Genomic DNA, 26,990 nt, shown 5'->3' with positions numbered 1-26,990 from the left:
ACTAAATGGGGTCTTGACCAGCCAGGAGGTTGTAGTCATTTAATTACTGGTCGAACAACTGCTGCAGCTCTTTGAAATCCCGTGTTTTTTGCAGCGTTACGATTAACTTGAGACGAGCCTTTTGCCCATTCAAGCCATTGGAGAAGATGATGCCCATCTCTTTTAGTTTGCGGCCTCCACCTTCATAGTCATAGATATCCTGCACCTGGCCATTGTAGCAGCGGGAGACGAGCACGATGGGTACTCCTTTGTCGAGTAGTTGTTGCAGGGTAGGGATGATAGCGGGAGGAAGATTTCCTAATCCAAACGCCTCTACGACGAGTCCATCAATGTGTTGCTCCAATAAAAACTGCAGCCAAGCGGGCTCCATGCCTGCAACTGCTTTGATCAGCGGTACATTCGCATCAGCATGGGTAATGGCGTAATGCTCTCGATCCAATGGAGCATGGTGGTATTGCACACTCTTTTTCGCAATGGTTCCAATCGGTCCGTATTGTGGCGACTGGAAGGTAGCTACATTGCTCGTATGTGTTTTGGTTACGTGACGTGCTGCGTGAATTTCATCATTAAACACAACGATAACACCTTTGTTCAAACTGTAGGAATCTGCGGCTGCACGAACGGAAGAAATAAGATTAACAGGGCCGTCCGCCCCGAGCTCATTGCTGCTGCGCATGGCTCCGGTAACGACAATTGGGACGTTAACCGATAAAGTCAAGTCGAGAAAGTATGCGGTCTCTTCCAACGTATCAGTCCCATGGGTAATGACAATGCCATCGTAGTGATCATTGTGAAAGGCTTCCTCAATATCGAGTCGCAGCTGATTCATGATCGCAGGAGTCATATGAGGGCTAGGTAGGTTGAGTACATTTTTCATGGTGACATCCGCGTGTTTTTCTAAAAAAGGAAGGATTTTGTTGACTGCTTGATCATCCAATGGCTTTACGCCTTCTGAGTCATCGACAGACATGGCAATCGTACCGCCTGTGTTCACTACCAAAATTTTTTTTGACATGATCTCTCTCCTGTAGCGGGTTTTCATCAACCAGTATTCATGGTACGATGAACAATAGTCTTGTGTAAAGGAGTAATAAAAGATGATTGCTTTGATCGGCGCGGCAGTTGCCCCCGGTATCGCCATCTTAAGTTACTTTTACCTGCGTGACAGTCTCGAACCGGAGCCGATTTCGATGGTGATCCGGTCGTTTATCTTTGGGATGCTGCTGGTTGTACCGATTATGGTGCTCCAGTACATCATGCAGAATGAATGGAACTGGCGGGATGGCATTGTCGCGGAAGTTTTCCAATCCGCTGTCGTGGAAGAATTTTTTAAATGGATGGTCATCTATTTTACGGTTTATAAACATTTGGAATTTGATGAGCCATACGATGGAATTGTTTATGCGGTTGCGGTGTCACTTGGTTTTGCTACGCTGGAGAATTTGTTCTACCTCATTATCAACGGAACGAATATCGCCATCTGGCGTGCCTTTTTGCCGGTATCCAGCCATGCGTTGTTTGCGGTGTGGATGGGCTATTATCTCGGACGGGCCAAATTTTCCAAGGACGCCAAACATGAGCGGCTTTTTTTATGGATGTCGATTACCTTGCCGATCGGTTTGCATGCCTTGTACAACGTGATTTTTTTGGCCGTGCAAAACTGGTTGGTAGTGATTGTGCCATTCATGCTCGTTTTGTGGTGGCAAGGCTTAAAAAAGGTACAAAGAGCACACGATTTCGGTTCTAAAAATCTCTCTTCACGTCCACAATAGACGGTAAGGAGGAGACGTACGTGCTAAAAACCGAACGAGCAAAAGTGACAATTCAATGCAATGTATGTGGAGAAAAGTTTACACTGCGTGGTCATCGAGAACCTGGAGGGCAAATAGAAACAGGGTTCAAGCAATGCCTGTGTGACAACGATAAGCATTTTCGGATTGATGAGTCCTGATCTTTTCCTTTCCCAACTGAAAAAGCGTGACAAATCTATGTGGGCCGATGCAAATAGCATCGGTCTTTTTCTATATCCAGATTTACATGCATAATCCATTCTTCCTCCACCAACACTATGCAAAGATTTCAATACATGCCAAGGAGGATTCAGCCGTGCGTACAATCTGGATCGCAGGTGTGTTAGTGATGTTGGTAGCAGCTGGCTTGAGTGGATACAAGGTTGTCTGGAAAGAAAAGAATGTAGCTGCCGTACAAGAACAGCAGATGGCCGCACCTGCTGCAAAGAAAAATACTGCCAAAACCCAAGCCAGCTTTCATCCTTCACGGGTCTCTGACAATGATTTGAGAATCATGGCGAATGCTGTTTACGGGGAGGCAAGAGGAGAGCCGTTTGAAGGACAAGTAGCTGTCGCAGCCGTTATTTTGAACCGCGTCAAGAGTCCTTCGTTTCCTGATACGCCCTCGGCTGTAATATTCGAACCACGTGCTTTTACAGCAGTTGCTGATGGTCAAATATGGCTGACACCGAATGAAAGTGCGACGAAAGCAGTGAAGAATGCGCTAAATGGCTGGGACCCGACGGGAGGCTGCACGTACTATTTTAATCCGGATACAGCAACATCCGGTTGGATTTGGACCAGGCCGCAGGTCAAAAAGATCGGGAAACACATCTTTTGCAGATGATGGATACGTAATCAAAGGAGGAGTGGCAAGGGATGGTATATGGAGCAACAGCACGTGTGTTATTTCCCATTGCCCTGGTTGCCTTAATAGGCGCTGGCGTGTGGGGATATCAGGAGCACAATGAGAAGAACTCGGTCCTGATCAAAGCGGAAAACTCATATCAACGAGCTTTTCACGATCTCACTTATCATGTGGACAAGCTGCACGATGAGCTTGGCAAATCGCTGGTAGTCAACTCGCGCAGACAAATGACCCCCATTTTGACGAGTGTTTGGCGGCTTTCCTATGCGGCACAAGCGGATGTCGGACAACTCCCACTGACCTTGATGGCGTTTAGCAAAACCGAAGAAATGCTGTCGAGGGTCGCAGATTTTTCTTATCGCGTCGCTGTGCGTGATCTGGACAAGCAGCCATTGAGCCAGAGTGAATACAAGACCTTGAAGAGCCTGCACACCCAAGCAAAGGATATCCAGGATGAGCTACGCAAGGTACAAACCCTCGCGATGGACAAACAATTGAGGTGGATGGATGTTGAGACGGCATTGGCCTCCAATAAAAGCAAAGAGGACAATTCCATCATTGATGGCTTCCAAACCATTGAGAAAAAAGTGCAGGAATACCCTGATTTAGACTGGGGCGTCGGGATACAGAGTCTCGATAAGAAAAAGCAGCAGCGAATCAAAGGGATCGATGGCAAAGCAGCCACCAAAGAGGAAGCAGAGAAGAATGCACTGGCGTTTCTCGGGTTGAAGCCAGGGGATGCGAAAGTAGAGGTGAATGAGAACGGCAAGGGGCAGGAATACTCGGCGTATAGTGTACGTGTCACGCCAAAAGGACACAAGACAGGCATTAACCTCGATGTCACCAAACGCGGCGGTAAAGTGGTTTGGATGATGAACGAGCGTGGGGTTGGTGAGGAAAAGCTGGACATGACACAGGCAGAAGAAAAAGGTCGCGTGTTCTTGCGTAACCACGGATTTGACAATATGCAGGTCTCCGAGATTGACAGCTACGACCGCAACGCACTCTTTACGTTTGTGCCTGTTCAGGATGGCGTCAGAATTTATCCTGACGGGGTGGTCGTCGAGATCGCGTTGGACAATGGAGAGGTTACTGCCTTTAACTCGACGGAGTATCTGTTTAATCACAAAAAGAGAATTCTCTCCGAGCCTCGTCTCACGAAAGAAGAAGCAAGGAAAAAAGTCAATCCGAGTGTAAAAGTGACGGATCAACGCCTTTCTCTCATCGAAGGGAAAAACGATGGAAAAGAAGTATTGACATGGGAAATGACAGGTAGCTTTGAAGGAAATTCGTACATGGTCTATATCAACGCCATGAATGGAGAAGAAGAAGAAGTTGTGAAAATGGAAACGGGATCAGCACAGAACGAGGGACAATAGCGTTTGAAAAATCATGGGGAAAGCTAGTTTTTTAGCGGCTTTCCCTATTTGCTGATTCGAAACAAAAGGGTATATAATGGAAAGGGTGATAGGGAAGGGGAGGAACATTTACTTTATGATGCTTCCACGAATAGGACAAACAATCAGACTAAACTTCACGAGTTCCTCAGAAGAAATGGAGCTGCAAACGTTCAAAAGCCGAGTGGCTGATTTGAAGGATGATGTAGCTTCCATCGAGTTGCCAACCAGCGAAAACACTGGACGGACTGGGATATTTCAACCAGGGACAGAATGCTTGGTTTGGTATGTTGGCGAGGATGGCTCACGCTATGAATTCCGCTCTGCGATTGTCGGCAGGCAAAACAACCACATTCCTGTACTGCTTTTGCAACTCCCGGCGAAAGAGGAGATTGTGCGCACACAGCGACGAAACTACTTGAGAATTGACACCACGGTAGACATCGCAGTCAAGCTGGATGATCCGATTCGACGCTATCATTTTCTGGCACGAACGCTGGATATCAGCGGTGGTGGGCTGTCTTTTAGCTGTGAGGAAAGCTATCATTTGAAGGAAAAAGACAACTTGCACGTCTGGATTTCCCTTCCAAGCAAAAATGGACAGGTTCAACATGCCTTTGTTGAGATGGAAATCGTCAGACAAAAACCGGCGGAAGAAAAAGGTTTGCACCAATGGATTTCGGGTAAGTTCACCCAAATCAGTGAGCAAGATCGGGCAAAAGTGGTTAGAGCGTGTTACGAGAGACAGCTAGAGCTTCGCAAAAAAGGCGTTGTGGATTGACGCTTCATCAGAGGAAGTGACCCTATTGACCAGTCAGTACAACGATCGTTTTCGCAGCTTTTCCAAACGGGTAGAAAAAGGCATCATGATTGGAATTGTCATATGTGCGATTGTACTGACCATAGGCGAAGTCCTCATTCAGTACGTTCCCGCAAGACTAGTATTAATCGAAACAGAGCGCTTGGAAGGCGTGTCCAGAGAGCCCTAAAGGTTTGCGCATGCTTCCATACTATGGTACTATTATAGATAACATAGAAAACGGTCTTGGATCGTTTTTTTGTAGACCATTAGTGGTCACAGCCAAATCCGAAAAACGCAATATCGTTTTTCATCACACAAAGAATGGGAAAGGGCTTCGACAGAAGCTTTTCTTGTTTTATTCCCATCCGAACTAACGTACATAGCAGGTGAGAAGTAATGAACATTGCCATTGATGGACCAGCGGGAGCAGGCAAAAGCACTGTCGCCCAAAAAGTAGCGGGACAACTGGAATACGTGTACATTGACACGGGTGCCATGTATCGTGCCCTCGCTTGGGCAGTCCACCATCATCAGCTCCCTATCAACGATGAGTCTGCAGTTTCCGAACTTTTGCAAAAAAACAGGATTCAACTGGTTCGGGAAAACGGACAGCAACATGTATTCTGGAATGAAATCGATGTCACAAGCTGGATACGTTCCACAGAAGTGAGCCAGTACGCCTCCATTGTAGCGAGCTACGGTTCCGTACGTGAACAAATGCTTGTGCTCCAGCGACGATTAGCGACTCAAGGCAATGTCGTCATGGACGGTAGAGATATCGGTACTCATGTTTTGCCTGATGCAGATGTGAAGATATTTCTGACAGCCTCCATCCAAGAGCGTGCAGAACGCCGCTGGAAGGAACTACTCGCAAAAGGTACCCAGACAGACTTATCTGAGCTGGAAAAAGAAATCGAAGAGCGAGATCGACGGGACATGCAGAGAGAAGTCGCGCCGTTGCGCCAAGCGGAAGATGCCGTTTTGGTAGACACAACAGGAATGACCATTGATCAGGTGGTCGATCGCATCTTGCAAATCTGCGAGCGAACGGGAGAGTCAACCCATTGAGTTACTATCGTTTATTCAGAGGTTTTTTTCGCATAATTTTTTCGCTTGTCTTTCGTTGGCAAGTGATCGGGCGTGAACATATACCTAAGGAAGGCCCAGTGATCCTTTGTGCCAACCATATTTCTTTGTGGGATCCACCTCTTCTCGGGAGTGGTATCGAGCGTCAGGTTCATTTCATGGCCAAAGAAGAGCTTTTCAAAATTCCGGTCATATCCTTTCTCATTACCAAATTCGGTGCATTTCCGGTCAAACGGGGTGCAGGAGATCGTGCGGCCATTCGCACGACTCTCAAATTGCTGGAAGATGGAAAAATCTTTGGAATCTTTCCTGAGGGAACTCGCAGCAAAACAGGGGAACCAGGGGAAGCAATGCCGGGTGTGGCGATGTTCGCTCTCAAATCAGAAGCCGCGGTCATTCCGGTAGCCATTATCGGGCCATATCAGCCGTTTCGTTCTATTAAGATCGTTTACGGTAAACCGATCGATCTGACTCAACTGCGCGAGGCCAAATCAAGCGCAGATACGTTGAAGGAAGCGAGCGATCTGATTATGGAGCACATCAAGCAATTACGGAACCAGCATCTCTCTTAGCAAACGGTATAGAATTGCTAAAGGGACGAATACTAAATCTGCTGGAACTTACTGGCTTCATCAGTACTAACTGCCAGCCATCAGGCGACAGTTAAAAATATACATGCTCCCGCTTCGTGTAGTGAGGTTGTACACAACCTGTACATAGACGTTTGGGACTGGATGGTATTAAGGAGGTCTTTTGAATGATGGAAGAAACGAACGTAAGCTTGACGGATGCAACAACCATTTCCGTAGGAGATGTCGTAAAAGCAACCGTAACAAAAGTTGAGGACAAACAAGCGCTTGTAGATCTAGGTTACAAGTACGATGGTCTGATTCCTATCAGCGAACTGTCTCCACTGCATGTTGAAAAGGTATCTGATGTAGTAGCGGTTGGTGATACTTTCGAAGTGAAAGTCATCAAGCTAAACGACGAGAAAGAAGAGCTCGTTGTTTCCAAGAAAGCCGTAGCGATGGAATCTTCTTGGTCTGATCTTGAGCAAAAAATGCAAGCGGGTGAGATCATCGAAGCGTCCGTGAAAGAAGTAGTGAAGGGCGGCCTGGTTGTTGATGTAGGCGTTCGCGGCTTTATTCCGGCTTCCATGGTAGAGCGTCATTTCGTTGAAGATTTCTCTGATTACAAAGGCAAAACATTGGCTTTGAAAGTAGTAGAAATGGATAAGGAAAAGAATAAAGTCATCCTGTCCCACAAAGCAGTTTTGGAAGACGAAGTAAAAGTGCAAAAGCAATCCATTATGGATAAAATCCAAGTGGGTCAAGTATTGGAAGGAACGGTTCAGCGCATGACCGATTTCGGCGTATTCGTGGATATCGGTGGTGTTGATGGATTGGTTCACGTATCTGAACTTGCTTGGAACCGTGTAGATAAGCCGTCCGATGTCGTGAAGGAAGGCGACAAGGTGCAAGTGAAGGTCCTCAAAATTGACCGTGAAAACGAGCGCATTGGCCTTAGCATTAAGGAAACGCAAGCAGGTCCATGGGCGAGCGTTGCAGAAGATTTCAAAGCGGGCTCTATTTTGAATGGAACTGTAAAACGTTTGGTGTCCTTCGGTGCATTTATTGAGCTGGCTCCTGGAATCGAAGGCCTGGTACACATCTCGCAAATTGCAAATCGCCGGGTGAATACACCGAGTGAGGTTTTGAAAGAGGGCCAAGAAGTACAAGTGAAAGTTTTGGATGTTGTTCCACAAGAACAGCGCATTAGCCTCAGCATCCGTGCAGTTGAAGAAGACCGTGTGGAGCAGGCAGAACGTGCGAGTAAGCGTGAACAGCAACAATTCACGCAAGAAAACAACCAACCAATGGGCGTGACATTGGGCGAGTTGTTCGGTGATCTGAAAGACAAGTTCAAGTAAGATAAAAAGTAGGACTCATGGGGATACGCTCTGGCGTATCCCTTTTTTCTGGGAGTGAAAGTCTAGGAGGGGTAGAATGGATCGTCGTTCGATTAGGAAACTGGACCATATTCGAAATGCTCTTGTTACCGGGGAAAATGGTGCGAATAGTTTTGATGATGTTAGCTTTGTTCCAAACAGCTTGCCGAATGCAGCATTTGCTGAAACTTCACTGGACACCGAGATCGCATCCTTACGACTCTCCTCACCGATTATGATTAATGCGATGACGGGTGGAGCTGGTGGGACTACGCAAATCAATCAAAAACTGGCGATCATTGCGAGGGAACGCAATCTGGCTATGGCTGTTGGCTCACAAATGGCAGCTCTGCGTGATCCGGATGTTACGGATAGCTATCGGATTGTCAGAAGGGAACATCCACAGGGGATCTTGTTTGCAAATGTTGGGGCGGAAGCGACAGTGGAGCAGGCAACAGCAGCGGTGGAGATGATCGAAGCGAACGGACTGCAAATCCATCTAAATGTCATGCAAGAGCTGCTGATGCCAGAGGGAGATCGGGATTTTCGCGGCTATCTCGAGAGGATTCAAGCAATCAGGGAGAGTCTGGATGTACCGGTTATGGTCAAAGAAGTCGGTTTTGGCATGGCGAAGGAATCAATCGAGAAACTCATAGAAATCGGGATCAGAACCATCGATGTGGGTGGAAGGGGCGGAACAAATTTTGCTCAAGTCGAAAATATGCGTAGTGATCATCCTCACACGATGTTTGAAGATTGGGGATTCACGACGGTAGAGAGCTTGCTGGAAGCGAATGCTGTCGGTCATCCGGGAATGTCGTACATAGCAACAGGCGGTGTTCGTCATGGTCTCGATGTAGTCAAAGCCGCTTCTTTAGGTGCGTCCGCTGTCGGGATGGCGGGGGCAATGCTGCGTCTGGTTCAACGCGAATCTCTGGAAGGATGCTTGTCTACCGTAGACAGATGGCATCACCAAATTCGTGTGGCGATGACGGCACTAGGTATGAAAGGTCTGGCAGACGCAGTTTGTACTCCTGTTATGATCACGGGAAAAACAGCGGAGAGAGCTAGGCTTCGTCACATCCAATTGGAGAGACTGGCGCAACGTTAGTTAGTGGACGAGCATTCGATTCATGAAATTTCCTTGATTGAGGCATACTTTTGGGGGAGACAACCATCATTTTGAGGAGATGAACATGAACGAGGGAACCGTTGCGATCCTCATCCAGTGGTCTTTGCTGTGTCTTGTCTGGATGGGAAGCTTTGACTTGCAGCTGCAAAACATGAAGATGGAACGCAGACGAGTGCTCGCAGTGATCAGTGCGTTTTTAATTTGTACGTTTGTGAACTGGGAAATCTATTTTGCCCCCATTCAAGTTAGTCTAAGTGGAACGATATTGCCACTGATCGCAAGCATTGTCCTTTACACCAAGCTCATGTCAAAAATACGCAGATTGTACTTGCTGAGTGCGCTGGCAACGGCCCTTTTGCTATTTTGGCTGCGCTGGCTGTTTTTTACCGATCCGATCTTGCTGTTTTGGGATGAGAGGATCATCGTACCCGCTGTTGGAGTTAGTACGATTTTTTTGATGAGCAGAACGAATCTGGGCCAGCTGTTTCAGCTTACGCTCGCCATGCCACTCGCAGATGTGATACATTCGCTTTATTTTTGGAAATTGTCGGGTTCCTGTCAATGGGGATCGGAGTATGCGCAAGATCTCTTGTGGAGTGGCATATCACTATGGGCTCTCGTCAGCATCGTCTGGTCTGCGATTCGTCGTATTCTTGGTAGAACAGAAACAGAGTCTTCCCATTCCGATACGGGCAGGTGACGCTAGGGTGTTGAAGGAATTGCTAGCTTACGAATATGTTTTTCCATTAGTTCTGGGTTTCCTATTCGGCATTATGTGCCGGATTCATCTTTTGCGAACAGATTATCGACAATATCCAACCTATCCCCACGGAAAAATTATTCACATTTCACTTGGGGTGATTGCATCCGCGCTCGGAGCGATAGCGATTCCCGCCCTGCTCAAGGAGAATTACACGGCGGTCACATTTTTAACGGTGGCTGCTCAGCAATTCCGCGATGTCAGGAACATGGAACGCACTACGCTCACAGAGATCGATAAGCAGGAGCTAGTGCCCCGTGGTGGTCCCTACATCGAAGGAATCGCAATGGTGTTTGAAGGACGCAATTACATGGTCATGTTTACTTCTTTGGTGACAACGACGGCTACCATCTTTTTTCATTGGTGGGGAGGTGTCATCGCGGGTGTCATCGCCTTGATGATTTCTCGCAAGCTGCGCTCTGGAAAAACACTGTCGCTGATTGCAGAGATCGAGCCGGGGGAAGTGAGAATGGAAGGAAGAGACTTGTATGTGAACGACATTTACATCATGAACGTCGGGTTGGCAGATGCCCAAGAGATCATACGTGAGCAAGGTGTGGGTTTTATTCTGACACCGAGGGATGCCAATGCCAAGGTCACGATTGCCCACCCAGGACAGCGGCAAGCGATATTGCACGATGTCGCGACGCAGCTCGGCGTTTATACAGATACGGGAGAGCCATCGCTATCACCATTGGTAAAACGTGATATACAGTCAGGGAGACTGGGTGTATTTTTATTACCGCAAGAAAAAGATGTGGAACGCGCAACGTCCGTCATTCGTGCAGTCCCAATTCTCGAAAGCGTCTTCCGAATGCCAACGAAGACTAGAATGGTGAAAAAGGAGCTGTAGGCCATGACAGGATTAATCTTGTCGGTGATTACGACGAACAAAGACAGGATTGCGGGTGGTGTCCCGATTTTTATCGAATCTACCACGGAGAAGATGCAGCAAACGGCTTTCACGCTGGAAAAGATACTGGACGCGATGGTGCATGAAGTGAGCGACGATACCCTTATCATTGTTCGGCATAAGTAGTGTATGGTATGATTAGCTAGTCAAAACGTAAAATGAGAGAGAGTGTTGTTGATTATGGGATTACCAGTGGTAGCCATTGTGGGGAGACCCAACGTGGGAAAGTCCACGATTTTTAACAGATTGATTGGCGAACGAGTCGCGATCGTGGAGGATATGCCGGGAGTAACCCGTGACCGCCTGTACGGGAAAGGTGAATGGTTAACTCATACTTTCCATGTGATTGATACCGGTGGAATTGAGTTTGGCGAGACCGACGCGATTCTTACACAGATGCGTTACCAGGCAGAGCTTGCGATTGACGAAGCAGATGTCATCATTATGATTGCAGATAGCCGCACAGGTGTGACAGATGCGGACGTTGAACTGTCACGAATGCTGAATCGGACAGGAAAACCTGTCGTACTCGCGGTGAACAAAGCGGATAATCCGGAAATGCGTGCGGATATTTACGACTTTTACTCCTTGGGCTTGGGCGAGCCATTCCCTGTCTCGGGTAGCCATGGTCTTGGCTTGGGCGATATGCTGGAAGACGTGGTTCAGCATTTCCCAGCAGAGGATGACGAAGAGAAAAGAGACGATATCATTCGTGTATCCATCATCGGTCGTCCAAACGTCGGGAAGTCTTCCTTGACGAATGCGATTCTCGGTGAAGAGCGAGTCATTGTCAGTGATGTTGCCGGAACGACCCGTGATGCGATCGACACGCCATTTGAGCGTGATGGCCAAAGCTACATTCTCGTAGATACGGCAGGTATGCGCAAGCGCGGGAAAGTGTATGAAACAACGGAAAAATACAGTGTGATGCGTGCGATGCGTTCCATTGAAGATTCCGATGTCGTTCTTGTTGTCATTAACGGGGAAGAGGGCATTATCGAGCAGGACAAGAAGATCGCGGGTTATGCACATGAGGCTGGCCGTGGTGTCATTATTGTCGTGAACAAATGGGATGCTATTGAAAAAGACGACAAAACGATGCAACGCTTCACAGAGTTGATCCGCGAAGAATTTAAATACCTGGATTACGCTCCGATCATGTATGTGTCTGCAAAATCGAAGCAACGTGTCCATACGATTCTGCCGAAGGTTAATGAAGTAGCACAAGCACATACTATGCGCGTTCCTACCGGCGTTCTCAATGATTTGGTAACAGATGCGACGATCCGTACACCTCCACCATCTGATCGCGGCAAACGCTTGAAGATCAACTATGCGACACAAGCGACAGTGAAACCACCGACGTTCATTTTGTTTGTGAACGATCCAGAACTTATGCACTTCTCCTATGAACGTTACATAGAGAACAAGATCCGTGAAGCTTTTGTGTTTGAAGGCACACCAGTTAGAATCTGGACACGGAAAAAAACGTAGGGAGAGAAAAACGCCATGGTGTTATTATCCTGGGTGATTAGCTATTTAATCGGTTCTATTAGCTTTAGCTATCTTATCGCCAAAAAAGTCGCAGGAATTGACATACGTTCTCATGGCAGCGGAAATGCCGGTGCAACTAATACCTTAAGGGTGTTAGGAAAAGGCCCCGGCATTGCCGTTCTCCTTCTTGATGCACTTAAAGGAACAGCTGCGATGGGACTGACTCACCTGATGACAGGAGACCCGGCAGCGTATGCTGTGGCAGGCTTGTTTGTTATCGCCGGTCACAATTGGCCGATCTTTTTTGGATTCCGCGGAGGGAAAGGCATTGCGACCACGCTAGGTGTCGTGTTAGGTTTTTCTCCCTTGGCTTTTTTGATCGCTGCCGTGTTGGCTGTCATAGTCATTGCGATCACTCGCTTTGTTTCATTAGGATCATTGGTTATCGTAACGGTTATTCCATTCACCCTTTACTTGTTGGACAAACCTATTTCCTTTATTTGGGCGAGCTTGGCGATCGCAATCTTTGCTTACATTCGTCATTATAATAATATCCGCAATCTTCTTTCAGGAAACGAACGGAAACTAGGAGATAAGTCCAACCGGAAGCTGGGATAATGTACGAACGGACATGAGAAAAGTGGAGGGGGACGTATTGATTCAAAATGTTACGGTGATTGGGGCCGGAAGCTGGGGAACGGCACTTGCAACTGTTTTGGCGGACAACGGGCATCAGGTTACGCTTTGGGTACGGGATACCAAGCTGGCAGAAGAAATAAATAGCAAGCATGTGAATGAAAAATACCTGCCTGGAGAAAAGCTTTCAGTAAACATAGTGGCGACGACCAACATTCAAGAGGCTGTAATAGGCAAGCGAATTGTTCTTCTCGTTGTTCCTTCCCATGCCATGCGCCAAATCTGTCAGCAAGTGGCTCCGTACTTAGAACCGGATGTACTTTTGATTCATGCGACAAAAGGCTTTGAACTGGAAAGTCTGAAGCGAATGTCAGAAGTCATTGCGGAAGAGGTGCCGAAAGAGATTGCGTCTAGAATGGCTGTGTTGTCAGGACCGAGCCATGCTGAGGAAGTAGTCAAACGGCAACCAACGACAGTTGTGATGGCGTCTGAATCGGAAGAAAGCATGCTGCGCTCTCAGGATTTGCTGATGAATACGAATTTTCGTGTGTATACTAACCCGGATTTGATTGGCGCTGAGATCGCTGGAGCGTTGAAGAACATCATTGCACTTGGTGCAGGGATGTCTGATGGGTTAGGGTATGGAGACAACGCTAAGGCAGCGCTGTTGACCCGTGGCTTGGCGGAAATTAGCCGTCTGGGCATTAAGCTCGGTGCTAAGCCGCTTACGTTCTCAGGTCTGGCTGGTGTCGGCGATTTGATTGCCACATGTACGAGTAAACACAGCCGAAACTGGCGTGCAGGTTATATGCTCGGACAAGGAAAAAAACTCGATGACGTACTGGCGCAGATGGGGATGGTCGTCGAAGGCGTTCGGACAACAAATGCAGCCTTTTCCTTATCGCAACGCGAGCAAGTGGAGATGCCAATCACTTCTGTTCTGTATGGCATGCTGTTTGAAGGAAAAGAAGCTCGTCAAGGCGTGGAAGAACTGATGGGGCGCGGAAAAACCTTTGAAATGGCATACCTCAATCCTGATGCGGAATAAGTCATGAATGAAGTATCACCGATTTAGGCTTCTGCACATACGATAGGGTGAAAGCCCATGTGCAGGAGGAGATTTCACATGAATAATATGTCGAAACGACTTTTTGAGCGCTTGCAAGGAAAAGCAACGGAAAATGTTGATGAAGAAAAGCTTCGCTCACTAGCCGGTCAGGTCAAGCGCAGTGATTTTGAAGATGAGACTAAGCTGCGTCAAATCATTCGTACACTTGCTACCCTTAGCGGCAAGCAATTAACTCCTGAAAAGGAGGATAAGGTCATTGAAATGTTTCGCAATCAGGAAATCAATCTGGGTGACATGTCCACCTTGACCAAGCTGCTCAAATAAGAGAAATGGGCGATTATGCCCGTTACCTGCAACAAAAACCGTCATACAGTAAGACTAGGAACAATCATGGCTCTACAGGGACATGGCTGACCTACAGATTGCAAGAAAAAAAGAGGGATCTTATCCCTCTTTTTTTCGTTCCTTGGAGTTGCTGCTTACCTGTGTAATCAGGTTCTGGACTAATGGGGATTGCAGGAGACCCAGTAATTGCCCGATATCTATATTGCCCAAAAGGTTGCCTAAGCCTGATTCCTGTGGTGCTGTTTCTGCTGCCTTTTGTGGCTCTGGAGCAGCTTTGCGTTTGCCAGTAGGCTTTTCGGCAACGACCTCAGGCTCAGGCGTGCGTTTTCCGAGGTTCTCCATCATCTCCATCGCCCCGTACAACGAATCCATCGTGTCTTCTACCTGCCGGATCGTGCTGCCGATCCCTTTGATGTTATGGCGCATTTTCGAAACAGAGGTGCGCAAATCAACCGTGGGCAGGATTCTTTTCGGTGAAATGGAAAGGGAGACATTTTCGATTTGGTCGCTTAATTTTTTGCTGGGTATAGGCGCGTATGGATTCCGCCATTTTCGATTATTTACTTTATTACTCAACGTTTCATCCCTCCAATGGGCGAATTCATCACGATAGTCTATGCGAATGTCTAGTATTAGGTTCGCAAGCGTCAGACGAAGATGGGGAAGTATGGTATAATAAAGCAAAAAATGCAAAGGATGCTGCAGTCCCGATGTATATTGATCCTATGACAAAGATGAACATTTCCTTAATTGCCATTGGGCTCATGTTCGTCTGCAATTTAGTTATGATCTTTGCCAGAAAAATAACCAATGCGTTTTTGCGGTTCCTGGTGAAGACCTTCGCATTCTTACTATTACTCGTCGTGCTTGTCATGATTTTGATTGTGATTTTTGTCTAGGGAGGATTATCGATGTCAACGATCACATTACTTACTCGTGCAGGCATTCATGAAGTCTCGATCGAGTTGAATGAATCCATTGTTGCTCTTGCGAAAAAGAACAACGTCGTGTGGGGCCATGCCTGCCAAAGAGGGGTATGTGCACAATGCCGTACGTATGTTCTGGAAGGAGCAGAGTACTTAAACGAAGTGACACCAGAAGAAAAACTGCGATTGCGCAAGGCTGAACGCACAGAAGGCTACAGATTAGGCTGCCAGACAAAGATTGTTTCAGCAGGAACAGTCAAGGTAGCTCATCGGCCGTACTAGTAAAGGAAGTGACAAAATGGGGAAAGTAACCTTTCTCCCGAGCAAGAAGAGTGTGAAGGCGCGGACAGGGCAAACCTTGGTCGGTGTAGCTTCGTCAGCTCGCGTCGTAATCCCGCAGAGATGCGGTGGGCATGCATCTTGTCTGATGTGCCGTGTGGTCGTTGAGAATGGCCTGCTGTGCCCGCCAACGGCGCTGGAAAAGCGCAAGCTGCCTGAAAAGGATCTCGCGAATGGGATTCGTTTGGCCTGTCAGGCAAAAACGACGGAAAAGGATTGTACGGTCAGGATTCCAGAAAGCAAGCTGAAATCAGTGGTAGCCGCTGCACTCGAGCGACAACGCAAAGAAAATGAAGATGGAATGTAAGAGGTGTGTATATAAGATGTGGCAATCGTGGCGAAAATCGTTCAAGCTCGTGATCAGTTTGACGATTCTGTCTTCCCTTTTATCCGGATGCTTGTATCCGGATGAGCGCAGAGCAGAGAATCAAATTCCTAGTACCTTTTTTGTAGAAGCAACACAAAAAGCGATTGAGCAATTCAAAAAAGACACAGCAGTATTGCCAATCGTAACGAAACCCCTCGATACTCCTATTTTTGAAAAATACGAGATTGATTTCCGTAGGATGATCCCTAAATACATGCCGGATGTACCAGGGAACGCATTTGAAAAAGGTGGCGTATACAAGTACGTACTCATTGATGTGGATACAAAGCCGACAGTGAAGCTCATTCATTTGACCGCTGTAAGTACAGTAGCGGATGTACAGAGCGAAGTAGACCGTTACAAGGGACATTTCGAAAAGCTGCCTGTACTCGCTGACCTGGGGAATGGCTACTATTCCATCGATCATGAACGACTCGGGTTAAAAGCGTGGCAGGTGCCGTCCACGATGGGGACTTACTTATTGCCACTGGTCATGAACGCTGAAGGACAAGTCGGGATTGACTATGCTTCGGATATCGCGCAATTGCTTCGGGATACAAAAGTAACCGTGCCGGAAAAAACAGACCCGAGGTACGTTCTTGCACGCCATTCGATGTTTGTGCCAGCGAAATCGTTTCCATATGAAATGGTCGATGGTGACCCAAGGCTTCTCAAACTAAATTAGCTTTACGAAAAACGACTCTGATCAGGGTCGTTTTTTTTGTTCTAGTTAACGCAAAAATACATATATTTGTACTGTCCACAAAACTAGTACGAGATTCCCTACGAAAATACTGGCGGTCAGGGATAATTCGGAAAATCGGTCATAGTGTAAAAATAGACAAATAGAAGGAGGTCATCGATGGTGGAACGAGTCGACATCTTTAAAGACATTGCCGAACGGACGGGCGGAGACATCTACCTCGGAGTGGTAGGCCCTGTTCGTACGGGAAAGTCTACCTTTATCAAACGGTTTATGGAGCAAGTTGTCATCCCGAATATTAACTCTGAAGCGGAGCGGATACGAGCGACAGACGAGTTGCCGCAGAGCGCTTCAGGACGAACAATCATGACAACCGAACCCAAATTTGTTCCGAATCAGGCTGTTAACGTACATGTGACAGAAGGGCTAAGCATCAATGTCCGCCTCGTTGACTGCGTTGGCTATACGGTGCAAGGGGCAAAGGGCTTTGAAGACGACAATGGCCCAAGAATGGTAAATACACCTTGGTATGAAGAGCCTGTACCATTTGAGGAAGCGGCCGAAGTCGGGACACGCAAGGTTATCCAGGAACATTCAACCATCGGGATTGTTGTGACAACGGATGGCAGCATCGCGGAAATACCGCGTGTAGGATACATCGATGCAGAGGAGCGGGTTGTAAACGAGCTGAAGGAAGTCGGAAAACCGTTCGTGATCGTTGTAAACTCGACGCGTCCGCGAGCCGACGAAGCACAGAACCTTCGCTTACAGCTTCAGGAAAAATACGATGTCCCAGTCGTTGCCTTGTCGGTTGATCATATGACAGAGCAGGAAATCTTGCTTCTCATGAGAGAAGTTCTGTTTGAATTCCCAGTTCATGAAGTAAATGTAAATCTGCCGAGCTGGGTAATGGTGCTGGAAAACGGGCACTGGCTGCGTCAGAACTACGAGGAAGCCGTACGTGAGACCGTGCAGGATATCCGCCGGTTACGCGATGTGGACCGTGTCGTCGGCTTCTTCAATGACTATGACTTCGTAGAGAGAGCCTCTCTTGCTGGTATGCATATGGGGCAAGGGATCGCAGAGATTGACCTCTACGCTCCAGATGAACTGTATGACCGCATCTTGATGGAAATTGTCGGTGTTGAGATAAATGGCAAGGATCACTTGTTGAAAATCATGCAGGAATTCGCACATGCCAAGCGCGAGTTTGATCAGGTAGCGGAAGCATTGCACATGGTCCGAAGTACGGGCTACGGTATAGCAGCCCCGTCGTTGCATGAAATGACCTTGGACGAACCTGAACTAATCCGCCAGGGGCCGCGCTTTGGAGTCAGACTTAAAGCAACAGCACCGTCTATTCACATGATTCGGGTGGATGTCGAGTCTGAATTCGCTCCGATTATCGGAACAGAGAAGCAGAGTGAGGAGCTTGTCCGCTATCTGATGCAAGATTTTGACAAAGACCCGCTTTCCATCTGGAACTCCGATATTTTTGGACGCTCGCTCCATTCCATCGTAAGAGAGGGAATTCAGGCAAAAATTACCATGATGCCAGACAACGCGAGATACAAATTACAGGAGACTTTAGGTCGAATCATCAACGAGGGATCGGGTGGCCTGATTGCGATCATACTCTAATAAATAGTTCTAAAGTCCTATAAACAACAAATATAGGGAAGGCATCTGACATGACGAGATGCCTTTTTTTCTTGTATTTCGTTCAATTTCGACAGGAGGGGCTTGAATTTAAGAAATCGGTGTATTACTATAAGCTTGTCAGATCGGTAAAAACAACCATTCGTGTATAAAACGCTTCGTTTCGGTTAAGAAAAATAATAGCTAGGACTTGGTGTTCTTTGAGGGGAGGTGAATAAAATGAACAAAACAGAACTGATTGCAAAAGTGGCTGAAACCACAGAACTCACCAAGAAAGATGCAACAAAAGCAGTTGATGCAGTTCTTGACGCAATTGCAGATGCATTGAAAACTGGTGATAAAGTCCAACTGATCGGCTTTGGTAACTTCGAAGTTCGTGAACGTGCGGCTCGTAAAGGTCGTAACCCACAAACTGGTGAAGAGATCGAAATCGCTTCCAGCAAAGTACCTGCGTTTAAACCAGGTAAACAACTCAAAGACTCCATCAAGTAGTTGTTTCTTTTGAGAACGAAGCACTTACATAAAAAAATCCACATTGATAAAATGTGGGTTTTTTTCTGTGTACATACAGTTTGCCTATGAAAATACTGGCATATTTTTTTGTCTTTTTTAAAACGATATGGTAAGATTGGCTTTGATCGCGAGCAGGCAGAGCTTTTGGATGAGAAACAAGGCGTATGCCGTTACGTAGGAGGTACAATGATGAACGTCGATTTGGATAAAATACAGCAAGCTGTTCGCATGATCCTAGAAGCAGTAGGGGATGATCCTAATCGAGAAGGAGTCCTCGATACCCCTAAGCGAGTCGCGAAAATGTACGCTGAAGTATTTGAGGGCATGCATATAGACGAAGATCAGTATTTTGAGACTGTCTTTAGCGAAGATCATGAGGAAATGGTGTTAGTGAAGGACATTCCGTTTTACTCCATGTGTGAGCATCACTTGGTTCCCTTTTTCGGTAAAGCGCATGTCGCTTACGTACCGCGTGGGGGCCGCGTGGTTGGACTGAGCAAGTTGGCGCGTGCGGTTGATACCGTTGCCAAACGCCCGCAGTTGCAGGAACGCATTACATCGACAGTAGCAGACGCGATTATGCGCAAGCTCGATCCGCATGGCGTGGTTGTGGTTGTTGAAGCAGAGCATATGTGCATGACGATGCGTGGCGTGAAAAAGCCAGGCTCGAAAACGATCACCTCTGCTGTTCGCGGGATGTTTGAGAAAGATGCGGCTGCCCGTGCAGAAGTATTTAGCTTGATTCGCTCATAAAAATTCAAAAATAAGGAAATTATATTGACTCTATAAGTAAAATATTGTATAGTACGGATGTACAGTCGGGATGTGGCGCAGCCCGGTAGCGCGCACCCTTGGGGTGGGTGAGGTCCAGGGTTCGAATCCCTGCATTCCGACCATCTGCATATAACGATCAGAAGCCTTGAGCAAAGGCTTCTTTTTTATGTGAAATGGCTACTCTCCCAAGTAGTACCATTTTGCTATTGGCTTCTTGATCTTTCTTTTTTATAATGATAGGTAGACAAGCTAGGGAAGGGTTGTTCAATGCTATGAAGGTGCCTGTATCACTTCAACCATATTTGCAAACATTGCCGCAAACCTATGACGCCTCTTCGCTTTCGTATGGAGACGAGGGGCTCTTCTCGGACATCCTGCAGTCCCAGTTAGCAACAACCGGCCAGCGGGTTATCAGTTCGCAGGAGATTTTAGCCAAGTTAGATGGTTCTAGGAACTGGAAGATTCCTACCCATATTCAAAATGAGCAGTCCCTATTTTTTGCAAAAGGGCCATCTGTTCCTACCCCGGAAATTTTGGGCAAGATTGATCAGACAGCGAAAGCGATCGGAGTGGACGCTGATCTAGTGAGAGAGGTCGTCAGGGCCGAATCCAATTTCAATCCGAATGTAGAATCTCACGCAGGGGCGAAGGGCTTGATGCAGCTGATGGACAATACGGCAAAAGCCATGCAAGTCCGTAATGTATACGACCCTGATGAAAACCTTGAAGGTGGAACAAAATATTTGAAGTCGCTCTTGGATCGTTATGATGGAGATGTGAAAGTAGCACTTGCTGCTTACAATGCTGGTCCAGGTCGGATGAGTCGTCTGGGAATCAGCAGTGATGACGAACTAGAAGCGAAGTTTGACCAATTGCCGCAAGAGACACAGCGCTATGTAGACAAGATCATGAGCCGACTGGAGTCAGAAGGGGCATCATACTAGACATACTCGCATATCGTATTGGTCAGGAGGAAACATATTGGCACAACCATCGGGATTTAATCAGGATTATTTCGTAGTCAAAGCGAAGGAAAATGGCGTTCATGTGATCGGATTAACAAGAGGCACTGATACGCGTTTTCATCATACAGAGAAACTCGATAAAGACGAGGTCATGATTTTTCAATTTACTGAGCACACCTCTGCGATTAAGGTGCGAGGAAAAGCAGTGATTTACTCGCAGCATGGCGTCGTGGATACGACCGAATAAAGAGCAAGTCGTTTTGCTAAGAAGCAGGCATAGCCTGCTTTTTTTGTTTGTACAATGGAGGAGAGGAGGGATGTCTATGCCGCGCCAATTGTTGATGGCGATTGCTGTTTCCACTTTCTTGGCTCTGATGCTGTCGCTCGTTCCTACAAATCAGTGGATGCAAGCGGATATACCGACATTTCAGTCGGCACGAGCCATTCACTTAAGCGAGCAAAATGCCCTTGATTTGTTTACAAGGTTGTCGACACATTATAATATTAAGCGTATAAAATGGGAAAACCCATCGATCTATGTCGATTTTGTGGTGAAACCTGCCGAAAAAGTAGAGCTAAACACCGTCTATCAAGATTTTTACCGTTTGACATACGACTTGCGTACCTATGCAGACAATGTTGGGCCCGTGTACTATCGCTTGTTGGAGGAGACGGATCCACCAAAAGAATCGAGATTATTGATTGCCATACAATCGACAACGGGAAATCTCGCAGGGCATGACAAACCTTTGACCGACCCTTCGGATATCCAGTCCTTTGTAAGCAGTACATTTCCCATTCGAATCGAGCCGTATTTTTATGAGCGAATTAGTCCCTGATGGAAGAAGTATGGTATGATAGTAGAGACGGCCTTTTGACCGGACGGCAGAGGAAGACCGAAGAGTAAGGAACAGTACGGAACAGGCAGACATCTTTAGGTTGTGCAGCTTGTGGAGGAGGACGCATGAGCAAAGAACTTTCCCCGAATGTAGAAGAGGTTCGGTCCATTATCGAACAAATCTACAAGAGAATCACCCATTCCTATGTAGAACATTATGTTGACGTTCCTTCCATGGCGGAAAATCGTCTAGAGCTGTTGTACCTTTTTTTGCTGGAACAAGGTATGCCGAAGGAAAAGGCTTCGGTTTTATGTACAGCAACAGGACTTGTCCAATTGGGACTGGACACGCATGAGCTCGTGAAAAATGAGTACGACTCCTCACAGAGCGCGGAGCGAAACCGACAGCTGACCGTACTTGCGGGTGATTATTACAGCAGTCGCTATTATCACCTTCTGGCTTCAGCGGGTGAAATCCAAGCTATTCAAGTGTTGTCGGCAGCCATTCAGCGAGTGAACGAAGCGAAAATGAGACTCTACATCGCTGGGCGAGATAGCAAGATTTTATCAGATGAAGAGTACTGGGAACTGCGAAATACGATTGATACGGGCTTATACGTGGCTGTTGTAGAGGAGTATTCTGATTCAGCTGATCGCCGTCGATTCTGGAGCGATCTGATGAAGGAAACAGCCAAGGTAGAGAGTGTGATCGGAGAGTGGGAGCAGCTCAAATGGCAAGAACAAGTCCCTTTTGGTTTTGCCCGTTTTTTGCTGCAAAAACCCGGTGCTACACTCGCGCAAGTTTTGTCTGGCGTTGAGGGAAAAGCCATCGAATTAATCGGTTTATGTGAGCAAATGGTGCGTACGCTGCATCCGGCAGAGACGCGGAACATGCTTGCATCCATTACGGCACGGTACTCCCATCGGATCAGTCGCTTGAAGAAGGTAATTGAGGAGATGTAGCCAAGTGAACCAGACACAGATGAATGAGAAAGCAGAGTACGTTCACTCCGTTTTCGAGAGCATTGCAAACGATTACGACAAAATGAATAATGTAATCAGCTTTGGCAGTCATATTGCTTGGCGTAATTACACGATGAAGCAGATGAATATTCAGCCAGGGCATACAGCGTTGGATGTCGCTTGTGGTACAGCAGACTGGACCATTGCATTGGCCAAGGCAGTTGGTAAAGAAGGCAGCGTTGTTGGCCTTGATTTCAGCCAAAATATGTTGGATGTCGGGGCATATAAAGTGGCGAACGCTGGTGTTGGCAACAACGTAAAGCTAGTAAACGCAGATGCGATGAATCTGCCCTACGAGGATCATACATTCGACTTCGTGACAATCGGGTTTGCCCTGCGCAATGTACCGGATGTTCAGCAGGTCTTGAATGAAATGGCGCGTGTTGTGAAGCCGGGCGGTAAAGTCGTTTCTCTGGAAGTGTCCAAGCCCCCGTTCATTCCGTACCGGAAGCTATTTTACTTATATTTCTACAAAATCTTGCCATTTATCGCGAAGCTGACAGTCAACAAGTACGAAGAGTATGCGTGGCTGCCACAATCCCTGACCAATTTCCCGGACAGTCGCGAACTGGCAAGCATGTTTCAGAAAGCAGGCTTGGACCCGGTTCAGGTCAAATTGTTTATGGGCGGCGTATCAGCCTTGCATATTGGCACAAAGCCATAGGTTGACGAATGCGATGGCCCCAAACGCGTATATGGGGAGTAAACCGGTATTTCTTCACTAGATAGGAAGTGTCATAGATGGGTCTACGTAAATTGAAAGTCATCTTGGAAATGATTAAATTCGAGCACTCCCTTTTTGCCTTGCCTTTTGCTTTTATGGGAGCTGTTTTGGGAAGTATTGTGGTAGAGAATGCATGGCCTACCTGGTCGGAAATTTTCTGGGTGACGGTAGCGATGGTGGGCGCTCGAAGTGCAGCGATGTCCTTAAACCGTGTCATCGACCGGGTGATTGATGCGAAAAATCCTCGGACGGTCACACGAGCGATACCTGCTGGTCTCATTTCGATTGTGGAAGTCATTTTATTTATCGTGGTGTCCTTTGCGGTGTTGTTCATTGCTGCATTCCAGTTAAATGATTTGGCTGTGAAATTGTTGCCACTCGCTGTGTTTGTTCTTGTGCTTTATTCCTATACGAAACGTTTTACTTGGCTTTGCCATTTTGTTCTCGGGGTTGCCATCGGGTTTGGTCCGTTAGGTGGCTGGGTAGCGACAACAGGTCAAGTAGATGGCATCGGCCTTCTATTGTTTGCATCTGTTATGTTCTGGACAGCAGGATTTGATATCATTTATGCGTGCCAGGACGCAGATTTTGACCGTAAAGAAGGACTTTATTCCATGCCGAGCCGCTTCGGAATTGCCAATGCACTTCTGATTGCCCGCGTATGCCACGTTCTTACTTTCGTTGGTCTGATGTCGTTGTATGTAGTCGCAGACTTGTCTATCTGGTTCTTGGTAGGCGTGCTTATTTCTGGTGCGATTTTGATCTATGAACACACGCTGGTAAAGCCGACAGACCTGTCCAAGCTGGACATGGCATTCTTCAATATGAATGGCATCTTGAGTGTCGTGATGTTTACCTTTACGATGATTGATTTGGTGATTGCATGAACAAGCAAAAGTGGGCTGTCGGGATAACGGGTGCAAGTGGTGCTATCTATGGTGTTCGAGTCGTCCAGGAGCTTTTACGTGCTGGACATATCGTTCACTTGATGATTACAGAAGCAGGCTGGCAAGTATTTCGTGATGAACTGGATTGGCACACGGATGACAGAGAAGCTCTATTGCAGGAGAAGCTGCAACAAGACTTTTCGGGTGAGCTACATTATTGGGGACTGCGAGATTTCAATTGTCCCGCAGCCAGTGGTTCCTATCGCTGTGACGGTATGATCGTAGTACCGTGCTCGATGGGGACTGTTTCTGGCATCGCGCATGGTGCATCAGGTAATTTGCTGGAGCGTGTTGCAGATGTCATGATCAAGGAAGGTCGGCGCTTGGTCATCGTTCCGAGAGAGACGCCGTTCAATGCGATTCAGCTCGAGAACATGCTCAAATTAAGTCGTCTGGGAGTCAAGATTCTGCCTGCTATGCCAGGCTACTATCAGAAACCGCAAACCATGGACGATCTGATCAATTTTGTAGTAGGGAAAACTTTGGATGCAATTGATGTACCACATTCGCTGTTCCGGCGTTGGGGGGAATAAACGCATGCAAAAGTCTTTGCGTGTTGGACAAATTTTGTATACCAATGTATTGCCGGTTTACTTCTATTTTGATCAGGCGAAATTCGAAGACCGAATCGAATTCATCCGCCAGGTTCCTGCCCAGTTAAACACTGCAATGGCGAATGGCGAGATAGACTTGGGACCGATTTCTTCGTTTAGCTATGCAGAGCATGCCTCCGAATACGTGGCATTGGCAGATCTGTCTGTCAGTGCCAAGGGGAGAGTAGGCTCCCTTTTCTTGTTCAGCAAAAAGCCGATTGAACAAATAAACGGTGCCAAAATAGCCTTGACCAACACATCGGCTACCACAGTGAACCTCTTAAAGATCATTCTCCATAAGTTTTACGATTATGAGATTTCCTACGTTACACAGGAACCCATTTTGCAAGAAATGCTGGAGGATGCTGATGCAGCGCTCTTGATCGGGGACGACGCTATTTCAGCTGAGCGAACGGCCAAAGACCTGCATGTCTATGACTTAGGAGAGCTGTGGCATCAATTTACGGGCTATTCCATGACCTTCGCCATTTGGGCTCTTCGTCGAGCGGTTATTGCCGATCAGCATGATTTGATCGCGGAAGTCCATGCTTCTTTTTTAGAGAGCAAAAGGAAAACAAGAGCGAATACAGCCCCTTTGATTGACTACGTTCACACACATTTCGGTGGAGAGAAAGAGCAATGGATCCACTATTTCCAAGGATTACAGCACGATTTCGGTGACGTTCAGCGGATTGGACTGGAGTACTATTACCGATGCGCAGCGGAGCTGGGACTTCTATCGGCACCTGCAACCGTCGATCTGTGGCAAGCTGGCGGCCGACAGACCAATACTACGTTGACGAGATAGGTGGAACGGATGAATCTAGTCGATATTTACTTCAAGATGAAAAAAGATGTCCAATACATAGAAGATGAACTGGAAAAAGCGATTGATACGCCGGTTCGAGAGCTGTATCTATCTTCGACTCACTTACTCAAGGCAGGAGGAAAGCGGATTCGTCCCGTTTTTGTTTTGCTTGGCGGTAAGTGGGGCAATTACGATGTCAAGAAGCTAAAGCATGTGGCCGTTCCTCTTGAACTGATCCACATGGCTTCGCTTGTCCATGATGATGTGATTGATGATGCGGATAAGCGTCGCGGAAAAGATACCGTTCGGATGAAGTGGGATAACAAAGTAGCCATGTACGCAGGCGACTATATTTTTGCGCGGGCATTGGCCATTGCCTCCCAGCTCCCGATTCCGCAATTGCACCAAATTCTCTCGAATGCAATCGTCGAGGTTTGCAAGGGAGAGATCGAGCAAGTAAAGGATTTGAATAACTGGGACCAAAATTTCCGTACGTATTTGCGCAGAATCAAACGAAAAACGGCGCTTTTAATTGCGATTAGCTGTCAATTAGGAGCAGTGGCAAGCGGAGCGTCAGCTGACATGATTCGCAAAATGTACTGGTACGGCTACAATGTGGGGATGGCTTTTCAAATTACCGACGACATTTTGGACTTTACAGGGACTGAGAAGCAGTTAGGGAAGCCTGCTGGAAGTGACTTGGTGCATGGAAACATTACGTTGCCTGCGCTTTATTCTGCTCATCATGGAAAGGCACGTGCGCAATTCCAGGAATGGATCGCGCAAAATACGTTTTGGGATCATACAGATGAAGCAGTTCGTATGGTGCGAGAAGATGAGGGCATTGCTTTTTCGCAGCGCCTCGCTGAACGTTACATCGCCCGTGCGCATGCCATTCTCGTAGATTTACCTAACAACCAAGCTAAGACATCTTTGACAGGTATCGCCAATTACATCATCGATCGCAAATTTTAATGATTTTTTGACGGTCTTCCTGTTGCTTGACCACTCTAGTTTTGATAAAATTTACGTTGGTGTCCTATGCACCAATACATAGCTCTAATGGAGGCATACTTACAATGGAAAAAACATTCCTTATGGTAAAACCAGATGGCGTACAACGCAACCTGATCGGGGAAATCGTATCCCGTTTTGAGAAAAAAGGCTACCAACTCGTAGGTGCTAAGCTGATGACAGTAAGCCGCGAATTGGCTGAAGAACACTATGCAGAGCACAAAGAGCGCCCATTCTTCGGTGAACTGGTAGACTTCATCACTTCCGGACCAGTATTCGCTATGGTATGGCAAGGTAACAACGTAATCACAACTGCTCGCGCTATGATGGGCAAAACAAACCCAGTAGACGCTGCTTCCGGTACGATCCGTGGCGATTTCGCTACTTCCGTTGGCATGAACATCATCCACGGTTCTGACTCTCCTGAGAGCGCTGAGCGTGAAATCGGCCTGTGGTTCTCCGCTGAAGAAGTTCTCTCCTTCGAGAAAACAATCCAACGCTGGATCTAAGACTGATCGAGAAAACCCCCATTTAGTGGGGTTTTCTTTTTTTGTCAA

At 47.1% G+C, this 26,990-nt stretch carries 36 protein-coding genes and 1 tRNA gene; 35 read left to right on the top strand and 2 right to left on the bottom strand.

Features of this window, described 5'->3' with window-relative positions; all coding sequences use genetic code 11:
- Window positions 1-43: 43 nt before the first annotated feature.
- Window positions 44-1,015 carry an asparaginase gene (locus C7R92_RS24875; protein WP_106835997.1) on the bottom strand — a complete coding sequence of 324 codons (972 nt, stop codon included), beginning with the start codon at window positions 1,013-1,015 and terminating at the stop codon, window positions 44-46.
- A gap of 82 nt (window positions 1,016-1,097) precedes the next feature.
- Between C7R92_RS24875 and prsW the strand changes: the two genes are divergently transcribed.
- The 17 genes from prsW to C7R92_RS24795 all read left to right on the top strand — a co-directional run bounded on the left by prsW (window position 1,098) and on the right by C7R92_RS24795 (window position 14,219).
- Window positions 1,098-1,772: a glutamic-type intramembrane protease PrsW gene (gene prsW, locus C7R92_RS24870; RefSeq protein ID WP_017248088.1), complete on the top strand. Its 675-nt coding sequence runs from the start codon at window positions 1,098-1,100 to the stop codon at window positions 1,770-1,772.
- Between the two features lie 20 nt (window positions 1,773-1,792).
- The gene (locus C7R92_RS32435) at window positions 1,793-1,951 is read left to right on the top strand and encodes a hypothetical protein (RefSeq protein ID WP_007716480.1); all 159 of its coding nucleotides are present in this window, start codon (window positions 1,793-1,795) and stop codon (window positions 1,949-1,951) included.
- A gap of 26 nt (window positions 1,952-1,977) precedes the next feature.
- Window positions 1,978-2,637 (top strand): cell wall hydrolase, encoded by a 660-nt coding sequence (locus C7R92_RS24865; protein ID WP_106835996.1) that lies wholly within the window; start codon window positions 1,978-1,980, stop codon window positions 2,635-2,637.
- A gap of 32 nt (window positions 2,638-2,669) precedes the next feature.
- Window positions 2,670-4,037, top strand: coding sequence for a germination protein YpeB (ypeB, locus tag C7R92_RS24860; protein WP_106835995.1), 1,368 nt, complete (start codon window positions 2,670-2,672; stop codon window positions 4,035-4,037).
- 115 nt (window positions 4,038-4,152) lie between these two features.
- A complete protein-coding gene (locus C7R92_RS24855; protein WP_017248091.1) occupies window positions 4,153-4,836 on the top strand; it encodes a flagellar brake protein in 684 nt (227 codons plus the stop codon).
- A gap of 25 nt (window positions 4,837-4,861) precedes the next feature.
- Window positions 4,862-5,044, top strand: coding sequence for a hypothetical protein (locus C7R92_RS24850; protein WP_106835994.1), 183 nt, complete (start codon window positions 4,862-4,864; stop codon window positions 5,042-5,044).
- Between the two features lie 209 nt (window positions 5,045-5,253).
- Window positions 5,254-5,925, top strand: a complete 672-nt coding sequence (gene cmk / locus C7R92_RS24845; RefSeq protein ID WP_106835993.1) for a (d)CMP kinase — start codon at window positions 5,254-5,256, stop codon at window positions 5,923-5,925.
- On the top strand, window positions 5,922-6,515 hold the full coding sequence (locus C7R92_RS24840) for a lysophospholipid acyltransferase family protein (protein ID WP_106835992.1): 594 nt from the start codon (window positions 5,922-5,924) through the stop codon (window positions 6,513-6,515). Before cmk ends, C7R92_RS24840 begins: the two co-directional genes overlap by 4 nt.
- Window positions 6,516-6,700: 185 nt before the next feature.
- Window positions 6,701-7,873: a 30S ribosomal protein S1 gene (gene rpsA / locus C7R92_RS24835; RefSeq protein WP_069845431.1), complete on the top strand. Its 1,173-nt coding sequence runs from the start codon at window positions 6,701-6,703 to the stop codon at window positions 7,871-7,873.
- Window positions 7,874-7,949: 76 nt separating this feature from the next.
- The gene (gene fni / locus C7R92_RS24830) at window positions 7,950-9,002 is read left to right on the top strand and encodes a type 2 isopentenyl-diphosphate Delta-isomerase (RefSeq protein ID WP_106835991.1); all 1,053 of its coding nucleotides are present in this window, start codon (window positions 7,950-7,952) and stop codon (window positions 9,000-9,002) included.
- A gap of 85 nt (window positions 9,003-9,087) precedes the next feature.
- Window positions 9,088-9,723 (top strand): YphA family membrane protein, encoded by a 636-nt coding sequence (locus tag C7R92_RS24825; RefSeq protein WP_106835990.1) that lies wholly within the window; start codon window positions 9,088-9,090, stop codon window positions 9,721-9,723.
- Between the two features lie 7 nt (window positions 9,724-9,730).
- Window positions 9,731-10,636 (top strand): YIEGIA family protein, encoded by a 906-nt coding sequence (locus C7R92_RS24820; protein ID WP_106835989.1) that lies wholly within the window; start codon window positions 9,731-9,733, stop codon window positions 10,634-10,636.
- A gap of 3 nt (window positions 10,637-10,639) precedes the next feature.
- Window positions 10,640-10,822 carry a capping complex subunit for YIEGIA gene (locus tag C7R92_RS24815; RefSeq protein ID WP_017248098.1) on the top strand — a complete coding sequence of 61 codons (183 nt, stop codon included), beginning with the start codon at window positions 10,640-10,642 and terminating at the stop codon, window positions 10,820-10,822.
- 54 nt (window positions 10,823-10,876) lie between these two features.
- Window positions 10,877-12,190, top strand: a complete 1,314-nt coding sequence (gene der, locus C7R92_RS24810) for a ribosome biogenesis GTPase Der (protein WP_069845505.1) — start codon at window positions 10,877-10,879, stop codon at window positions 12,188-12,190.
- A 15-nt stretch (window positions 12,191-12,205) separates the two neighbouring features.
- On the top strand, window positions 12,206-12,808 hold the full coding sequence (plsY, locus tag C7R92_RS24805) for a glycerol-3-phosphate 1-O-acyltransferase PlsY (protein ID WP_017248100.1): 603 nt from the start codon (window positions 12,206-12,208) through the stop codon (window positions 12,806-12,808).
- A gap of 13 nt (window positions 12,809-12,821) precedes the next feature.
- Window positions 12,822-13,874, top strand: a complete 1,053-nt coding sequence (locus C7R92_RS24800) for an NAD(P)H-dependent glycerol-3-phosphate dehydrogenase (RefSeq protein ID WP_069845427.1) — start codon at window positions 12,822-12,824, stop codon at window positions 13,872-13,874.
- A gap of 78 nt (window positions 13,875-13,952) precedes the next feature.
- Entirely contained in the window at window positions 13,953-14,219 is a 267-nt protein-coding gene (locus C7R92_RS24795) for a stage VI sporulation protein F (RefSeq protein WP_007716506.1), read from the top strand.
- Window positions 14,220-14,339: 120 nt separating this feature from the next.
- Here C7R92_RS24795 and C7R92_RS24790 read toward each other — a convergent pair whose 3' ends face one another.
- Window positions 14,340-14,816, bottom strand: a complete 477-nt coding sequence (locus tag C7R92_RS24790; RefSeq protein ID WP_069845426.1) for a hypothetical protein — start codon at window positions 14,814-14,816, stop codon at window positions 14,340-14,342.
- Between the two features lie 134 nt (window positions 14,817-14,950).
- Between C7R92_RS24790 and C7R92_RS24785 the strand changes: the two genes are divergently transcribed.
- The 18 genes from C7R92_RS24785 (at window position 14,951) to ndk (ending at window position 26,942) form a co-directional block, all read left to right on the top strand.
- Window positions 14,951-15,139: a DUF2768 family protein gene (locus C7R92_RS24785; protein WP_017248104.1), complete on the top strand. Its 189-nt coding sequence runs from the start codon at window positions 14,951-14,953 to the stop codon at window positions 15,137-15,139.
- A 12-nt stretch (window positions 15,140-15,151) separates the two neighbouring features.
- Window positions 15,152-15,448: a 2Fe-2S iron-sulfur cluster-binding protein gene (locus C7R92_RS24780; protein WP_106835988.1), complete on the top strand. Its 297-nt coding sequence runs from the start codon at window positions 15,152-15,154 to the stop codon at window positions 15,446-15,448.
- 16 nt (window positions 15,449-15,464) lie between these two features.
- Window positions 15,465-15,812 carry a 2Fe-2S iron-sulfur cluster-binding protein gene (locus C7R92_RS24775; RefSeq protein WP_012686141.1) on the top strand — a complete coding sequence of 116 codons (348 nt, stop codon included), beginning with the start codon at window positions 15,465-15,467 and terminating at the stop codon, window positions 15,810-15,812.
- Between the two features lie 16 nt (window positions 15,813-15,828).
- Window positions 15,829-16,557, top strand: coding sequence for a hypothetical protein (locus C7R92_RS24770; RefSeq protein WP_106835987.1), 729 nt, complete (start codon window positions 15,829-15,831; stop codon window positions 16,555-16,557).
- Window positions 16,558-16,737: 180 nt separating this feature from the next.
- Window positions 16,738-18,216, top strand: a complete 1,479-nt coding sequence (gene spoIVA / locus C7R92_RS24765) for a stage IV sporulation protein A (protein WP_069845504.1) — start codon at window positions 16,738-16,740, stop codon at window positions 18,214-18,216.
- A gap of 237 nt (window positions 18,217-18,453) precedes the next feature.
- Window positions 18,454-18,726: an HU family DNA-binding protein gene (locus C7R92_RS24760; protein WP_005831316.1), complete on the top strand. Its 273-nt coding sequence runs from the start codon at window positions 18,454-18,456 to the stop codon at window positions 18,724-18,726.
- A 207-nt stretch (window positions 18,727-18,933) separates the two neighbouring features.
- The gene (folE, locus tag C7R92_RS24755) at window positions 18,934-19,500 is read left to right on the top strand and encodes a GTP cyclohydrolase I FolE (RefSeq protein WP_017248108.1); all 567 of its coding nucleotides are present in this window, start codon (window positions 18,934-18,936) and stop codon (window positions 19,498-19,500) included.
- 66 nt (window positions 19,501-19,566) lie between these two features.
- A tRNA-Pro gene (locus tag C7R92_RS24750) sits at window positions 19,567-19,643 on the top strand.
- Window positions 19,644-19,754: 111 nt separating this feature from the next.
- Window positions 19,755-20,465: a lytic transglycosylase domain-containing protein gene (locus C7R92_RS24745; protein ID WP_069845337.1), complete on the top strand. Its 711-nt coding sequence runs from the start codon at window positions 19,755-19,757 to the stop codon at window positions 20,463-20,465.
- A gap of 37 nt (window positions 20,466-20,502) precedes the next feature.
- A complete protein-coding gene (gene mtrB, locus C7R92_RS24740; protein WP_017248110.1) occupies window positions 20,503-20,733 on the top strand; it encodes a trp RNA-binding attenuation protein MtrB in 231 nt (76 codons plus the stop codon).
- A gap of 76 nt (window positions 20,734-20,809) precedes the next feature.
- Window positions 20,810-21,325, top strand: coding sequence for a hypothetical protein (locus tag C7R92_RS24735; protein WP_069845336.1), 516 nt, complete (start codon window positions 20,810-20,812; stop codon window positions 21,323-21,325).
- 125 nt (window positions 21,326-21,450) lie between these two features.
- The gene (locus tag C7R92_RS24730) at window positions 21,451-22,287 is read left to right on the top strand and encodes a heptaprenyl diphosphate synthase component 1 (RefSeq protein WP_106835986.1); all 837 of its coding nucleotides are present in this window, start codon (window positions 21,451-21,453) and stop codon (window positions 22,285-22,287) included.
- 4 nt (window positions 22,288-22,291) lie between these two features.
- The gene (locus C7R92_RS24725; RefSeq protein ID WP_017248113.1) at window positions 22,292-23,011 is read left to right on the top strand and encodes a demethylmenaquinone methyltransferase; all 720 of its coding nucleotides are present in this window, start codon (window positions 22,292-22,294) and stop codon (window positions 23,009-23,011) included.
- A gap of 77 nt (window positions 23,012-23,088) precedes the next feature.
- On the top strand, window positions 23,089-23,958 hold the full coding sequence (locus C7R92_RS24720) for a UbiA-like polyprenyltransferase (RefSeq protein WP_017248114.1): 870 nt from the start codon (window positions 23,089-23,091) through the stop codon (window positions 23,956-23,958).
- Window positions 23,955-24,551 carry a UbiX family flavin prenyltransferase gene (locus C7R92_RS24715; RefSeq protein ID WP_106835985.1) on the top strand — a complete coding sequence of 199 codons (597 nt, stop codon included), beginning with the start codon at window positions 23,955-23,957 and terminating at the stop codon, window positions 24,549-24,551. Before C7R92_RS24720 ends, C7R92_RS24715 begins: the two co-directional genes overlap by 4 nt.
- A gap of 4 nt (window positions 24,552-24,555) precedes the next feature.
- Window positions 24,556-25,419 (top strand): menaquinone biosynthesis protein, encoded by an 864-nt coding sequence (locus C7R92_RS24710; protein ID WP_069845334.1) that lies wholly within the window; start codon window positions 24,556-24,558, stop codon window positions 25,417-25,419.
- A gap of 9 nt (window positions 25,420-25,428) precedes the next feature.
- Complete coding sequence (locus C7R92_RS24705) at window positions 25,429-26,394, top strand: polyprenyl synthetase family protein (protein WP_017248117.1); 966 nt, start codon at window positions 25,429-25,431, stop codon at window positions 26,392-26,394.
- 104 nt (window positions 26,395-26,498) lie between these two features.
- A complete protein-coding gene (gene ndk / locus C7R92_RS24700) occupies window positions 26,499-26,942 on the top strand; it encodes a nucleoside-diphosphate kinase (RefSeq protein WP_007716560.1) in 444 nt (147 codons plus the stop codon).
- Window positions 26,943-26,990: the final 48 nt, after the last annotated feature.

Source organism: Brevibacillus porteri (assembly GCF_003013475.1).
Lineage (GTDB): Bacteria > Bacillota > Bacilli > Brevibacillales > Brevibacillaceae > Brevibacillus > Brevibacillus porteri.
Note: the sequence above shows the minus strand (reverse complement) of the source record. Positions and strands in the feature narration are given on the sequence as shown.